The sequence below is a fragment of the Saccharopolyspora griseoalba genome, from assembly GCF_042665275.1.
GTDB classification, from domain to species: Bacteria; Actinomycetota; Actinomycetes; order Mycobacteriales; family Pseudonocardiaceae; genus Saccharopolyspora; species Saccharopolyspora griseoalba.
The window spans coordinates 1-5,325 of record NZ_JBHTCJ010000030.1 but is presented as its reverse complement, the minus strand read 5'-3'; the positions used below and the strand labels follow the sequence as shown (position 1 = coordinate 5,325).

The 5,325-nt window shown below is 57.1% G+C and carries 3 rRNA genes; all 3 read left to right on the top strand.

Features of this window, described 5'->3' with window-relative positions:
• The first annotated feature begins 168 nt into the window (after positions 1-168).
• The 3 genes from ACFQRI_RS27055 (at position 169) to rrf (ending at position 5,261) form a co-directional block, all read left to right on the top strand.
• Positions 169-1,690, top strand: a 16S ribosomal RNA gene (locus ACFQRI_RS27055).
• A 231-nt stretch (positions 1,691-1,921) separates the two neighbouring features.
• Positions 1,922-4,998, top strand: a 23S ribosomal RNA gene (locus ACFQRI_RS27050).
• Between the two features lie 146 nt (positions 4,999-5,144).
• Positions 5,145-5,261, top strand: a 5S ribosomal RNA gene (rrf, locus tag ACFQRI_RS27045).
• Together the 16S, 23S and 5S rRNA genes form the textbook arrangement of a ribosomal RNA operon.
• The last annotated feature ends 64 nt before the right edge of the window (positions 5,262-5,325 follow it).

Sequence of the window (5,325 nt, the reverse complement as noted above, 5' to 3'; positions counted from 1 at the left end):
TGGTGTGGGTGTGTTCTTTGAGAACTCAACAGCGGACTGATTTGGTTAGTGTTCTTTGTATGCCCCTGACCAGATGACATTGTGATGTTGTGTGGTTGGTGGTTTCTTTGAGTATCACGCTCCGACCTTTGGGTTGTTGAGTGTGTTGCTGGGATTGTTTCAACAGCATTGTTGGAGAGTTTGATCCTGGCTCAGGACGAACGCTGGCGGCGTGCTTAACACATGCAAGTCGAACGCTGAAGCATCTTCGGGTGTGGATGAGTGGCGAACGGGTGAGTAACACGTGGGTAATCTGCCCTGCACTCTGGGATAAGCCCTGGAAACGGGGTCTAATACCGGATAGGACACATGGCCGCATGGTTTGTGTGTGGAAAGTTCCGGCGGTGCAGGATGAGCCCGCGGCCTATCAGCTTGTTGGTGGGGTAGTGGCCTACCAAGGCGACGACGGGTAGCCGGCCTGAGAGGGTGACCGGCCACACTGGGACTGAGACACGGCCCAGACTCCTACGGGAGGCAGCAGTGGGGAATCTTGCGCAATGGGCGAAAGCCTGACGCAGCAACGCCGCGTGGGGGATGACGGCCTTCGGGTTGTAAACCTCTTTCGACAGGGACGAAGCTTTCGGGTGACGGTACCTGTAGAAGAAGCACCGGCTAACTACGTGCCAGCAGCCGCGGTAATACGTAGGGTGCGAGCGTTGTCCGGATTTATTGGGCGTAAAGAGCTCGTAGGCGGTTTGTCGCGTCGGCCGTGAAAACTCGCAGCTTAACTGTGGGCGTGCGGTCGATACGGGCAGACTTGAGTTCGGCAGGGGAGACTGGAATTCCTGGTGTAGCGGTGAAATGCGCAGATATCAGGAGGAACACCGGTGGCGAAGGCGGGTCTCTGGGCCGATACTGACGCTGAGGAGCGAAAGCGTGGGGAGCGAACAGGATTAGATACCCTGGTAGTCCACGCCGTAAACGTTGGGCGCTAGGTGTGGGGACTGGTTCCACGGTTTCCGTGCCGTAGCTAACGCATTAAGCGCCCCGCCTGGGGAGTACGGCCGCAAGGCTAAAACTCAAAGGAATTGACGGGGGCCCGCACAAGCGGCGGAGCATGTGGATTAATTCGATGCAACGCGAAGAACCTTACCTGGGTTTGACATGCACCGGACTGCTGCAGAGATGTGGTTTTCTTCGGACTGGTGTACAGGTGGTGCATGGCTGTCGTCAGCTCGTGTCGTGAGATGTTGGGTTAAGTCCCGCAACGAGCGCAACCCTTACCCTATGTTGCCAGCGCGTGATGGCGGGGACTCGTGGGGGACTGCCGGGGTCAACTCGGAGGAAGGTGGGGATGACGTCAAGTCATCATGCCCCTTATGCCCAGGGCTTCACACATGCTACAATGGCTGGTACAGAGGGATGCGATACTGTGAGGTGGAGCGAATCCCTTAAAGCCGGTCTCAGTTCGGATCGGGGTCTGCAACTCGACCCCGTGAAGTCGGAGTCGCTAGTAATCGCAGATCAGCATTGCTGCGGTGAATACGTTCCCGGGCCTTGTACACACCGCCCGTCACGTCATGAAAGTCGGTAACACCCGAAGCCCATGGCCCAACCCTTGTGGGGGGAGTGGTCGAAGGTGGGACTGGCGATTGGGACGAAGTCGTAACAAGGTAGCCGTACCGGAAGGTGCGGCTGGATCACCTCCTTTCTAAGGAGCACACGCACCCCAGATGTTTGTCTGGGAGTGTTCGCGGTTGACACGGCGAGTGTTCGTGTGCCGCGGCGCTCGATGGATTGTGGAACACGCTAACCTGCTTCTGCCTGGTGGTGGGGCGATCGGTTCGCTGTTGGGTGTCTGAGGGAACACGCTGCCTGGGTGGTGGTGTTGTTTTCTTGGGTTGTTGTTTGAGAATTGTATAGTGGGTGCGAGCATCTTTGTGGCCAAGTTTTGAGGGGCACATGGTGGATGCCTGGGTACCAGGAGCCGATGAAGGACGTGGGAGGCCGCGATAGTCCTCGGGGAGTTGTCAACCGAGCTGTGATCCGAGGGTGTCCGAATGGGGTAACCCAGCCCGAGTGATGTCGGGTTACCAGCACTTGAATGTATAGGGTGTTGGGGGGAACGCGGGGAAGTGAAACATCTTAGTACCCGTAGGAAGAGAAAACACTGGTGATTCCGTGAGTAGTGGCGAGCGAAAGCGGAGGAGGCTAAACCGTGCGCGTGGGATACCTGGTAGGGGTTGCGTGCATGGGGTTGTGGGATGCCATTGGAAGGCGCTACCGAGTCTTCAGCATTGTTGTTCGGGCTAGTTGAACAGGTTGGGAAGCCTGACCAGAGACGGTGAGAGTCCGGTAAACGAAAGTTCGTGCAAGGTGTGTGGTGGTGTTCCCGAGTAGCAGCGTTTCCGTGGAGGGTGCTGTGAATCTGGCGGGACCACTCGCTAAGCCTAAATACTTCCTGGTGACCGATAGTGGATAGTACCGTGAGGGAATGGTGAAAAGTACCCCGGGAGGGGAGTGAAAGAGTTCCTGAAACCGTGTGCCTACAATCCGTCAGAGCATGATCTTTGGTTGTGTGATGGCGTGCCTTTTGAAGAATGAGCCTGCGAGTTACTGCTGCGTGGCGAGGTTAACCCGATGTGGGGGAGCCGGAGCGAAAGCGAGTCTGAATAGGGCGTTGGAGTCGCGTGGTGTAGACCCGAAGCGGAGTGATCTACCCATGGCCAGGGTGAAGCGCGGGTAAGACCGTGTGGAGGCCCGAACCCACCAGGGTTGAAAACCTGGGGGATGAGCTGTGGGTAGGGGTGAAAGGCCAATCAAACTTCGTGATAGCTGGTTCTCCCCGAAATGCATTTAGGTGCAGCGTCACAAATACTGCTTGGGTGGGGTAGAGCACTGGTTGGTTGATGGGCCTTCACGGGTTACTGAGATCAGCCAAACTCCGAATACGCCTGAGTTGAGTGTGGCAGTGAGACGGCGGGGGAGAAGCTTCGTCGTCGAGAGGGAAACAGCCCAGAGCATCGGCTAAGGTCCCTAAGTGTGCGCTTAGTGGGAAAGGATGTGGGATCGCAGAGACAACCAGGAGGTTGGCTTAGAAGCAGCCATCCTTGAAAGAGTGCGTAATAGCTCACTGGTCAAGTGGTCCTGCGCCGACAATGTAGCGGGGCTGAAGCGCACCGCCGAAGCCATGCCAACAGTGCAAGCTGTTGGGTAGGGGAGCGTCCTGCACGCGGTGAAGCGCCGGCGGAAGCCTGGTGTGGAGTGTGTGGGAGTGAGAATGCAGGCATGAGTAGCGAGTGCAGAGTGAGAATCTCTGCCGCCGGATGACCAAGGGTTCCTGGGGAAGGTTCGTCCGCCCAGGGTGAGTCGGGGCCTAAGGCGAGGCCGACAGGCGTAGTCGATGGATAACGGGTTGATATTCCCGTACCCGTGCATACGCGTCCATAGCGAAACGGTTGAGACTAACCATCCGCGAGGTGTGGATCCTTCGGGTGAAGCATTGAGTGCATGGGGCCTGATTCCGGAGTAGTTAAGTGATGGGGTGACGCAGGAGGGTAGCTCTGCCAGTGAGTGGTTGTACTGGTGTAAGCCTGTAGCCCGGTGTGTAGGTAAATCCGCGCACCATATGGGGTGAGGGGTGATGCGTAGCCGTGGTGGTGAAGTGAGTGATCCCATGCTGTCGAGAAAAGCCTCTAGCGAGTGTGTGCATGGCCCGTACCCGAAACCGACACAGGTGGTCAGGTAGAGAATACCGAGGCGGTCGGGTGAACTGTGGTTAAGGAATTCGGCAAATTGCCCCCGTAACTTTGGGAGAAGGGGGGCCACTGCTGGTGAACCCGCGTGCTGGGGGAGCTGGTGGTGGTCGCAGAGGCCAGGGAGAAGCGACTGTTTACTAAAAACACAGGTCCATGCGAAGCTGTAAGGCGAGGTATATGGACTGACGCCTGCCCGGTGCTGGAACGTTAAGAGGACCCGTAAAGCCATTTCGGTGGTGTAGCGGAGAATTTAAGCGCCAGTAAACGGCGGTGGTAACTATAACCATCCTAAGGTAGCGAAATTCCTTGTCGGGTAAGTTCCGACCTGCACGAATGGCGTAACGACTTCTCCGCTGTCTCGACCACAGGCCCGGTGAAATTGCAGTACGAGTAAAGATGCTCGTTTCGCGCGGCAGGACGGAAAGACCCCGGGACCTTTACTATAGCTTGGTATTGGTGTTTGGTTCGGCTTGTGTAGGATAGGTGGGAGACTGTGAAGCGTCCACGCTAGTGGGTGTGGAGTCGTTGGTGAAATACCACTCTGGTCGTTCCGGGCATCTAACTCGGGTCCGTGATCCGGATCGGGGACAGTGCCTGGTGGGTAGTTTAACTGGGGCGGTTGCCTCCTAAAGGGTAACGGAGGCGCCCAAAGGTTCCCTCAGCCTGGTTGGCAATCAGGTGTTGAGTGTAAGTGTATAAGGGAGCTTGACTGTGAGACTGACGGGTCGAGCAGGTGCGAAAGCAGGGACTAGTGATCCGGCACTGGCTGGTGGAAGCGGTGTCGCTCAACGGATAAAAGGTACCCCGGGGATAACAGGCTGATCTTGCCCAAGAGTCCATATCGACGGCATGGTTTGGCACCTCGATGTCGGCTCGTCGCATCCTGGGGCTGGAGTTGGTCCCAAGGGTTGGGCTGTTCGCCCATTAAAGCGGCACGCGAGCTGGGTTTAGAACGTCGTGAGACAGTTCGGTCCCTATCCGCCGCGCGCGTAGGAGTCTTGCGGAAGGCTGTCCCTAGTACGAGAGGACCGGGACGGACGGACCTCTGGTGTGCCAGTTGTTCTGCCAAGGGCACGGCTGGTTGGCTATGTTCGGGAGGGATAACCGCTGAAAGCATCTAAGCGGGAAGCCTGTTCCTAGATGAGGGCTCCCACCTGGTATGGGTTAAGGCCCCCGGTAGATGACCGGGTTGACAGGCCGGATGTGGAAGCACGGTAACGTGTGGAGCTGACCGGTGCTGATAGGCCGAGGACTTGTCTACGAAGATGTTACGCACCCACTATACGATGTCTGAGGCAGCAACCTGTGGTTGTTGTTGGGTATAAGTGAATTGCTTGTCATCCCTGATGGATGACAACCCTGGTTTTACCAACCCCGCATTGGTTGTGTGTGGTTGGTGTGTGGGTTGTCGGTGGCGATGGCGGGGAGGGTACGCCCGGTCCCATTCCGAACCCGGTAGCTAAGCTCCTTTGCGCTGATGGTACTGCACTCGGCAGGGTGTGGGAGAGTAAGGCACCGCCGACACATTCCCTGTGTGGTGGGGTGGAAACATTAACGTGTTTCCACCCCACCACTTTTTTATGCACTC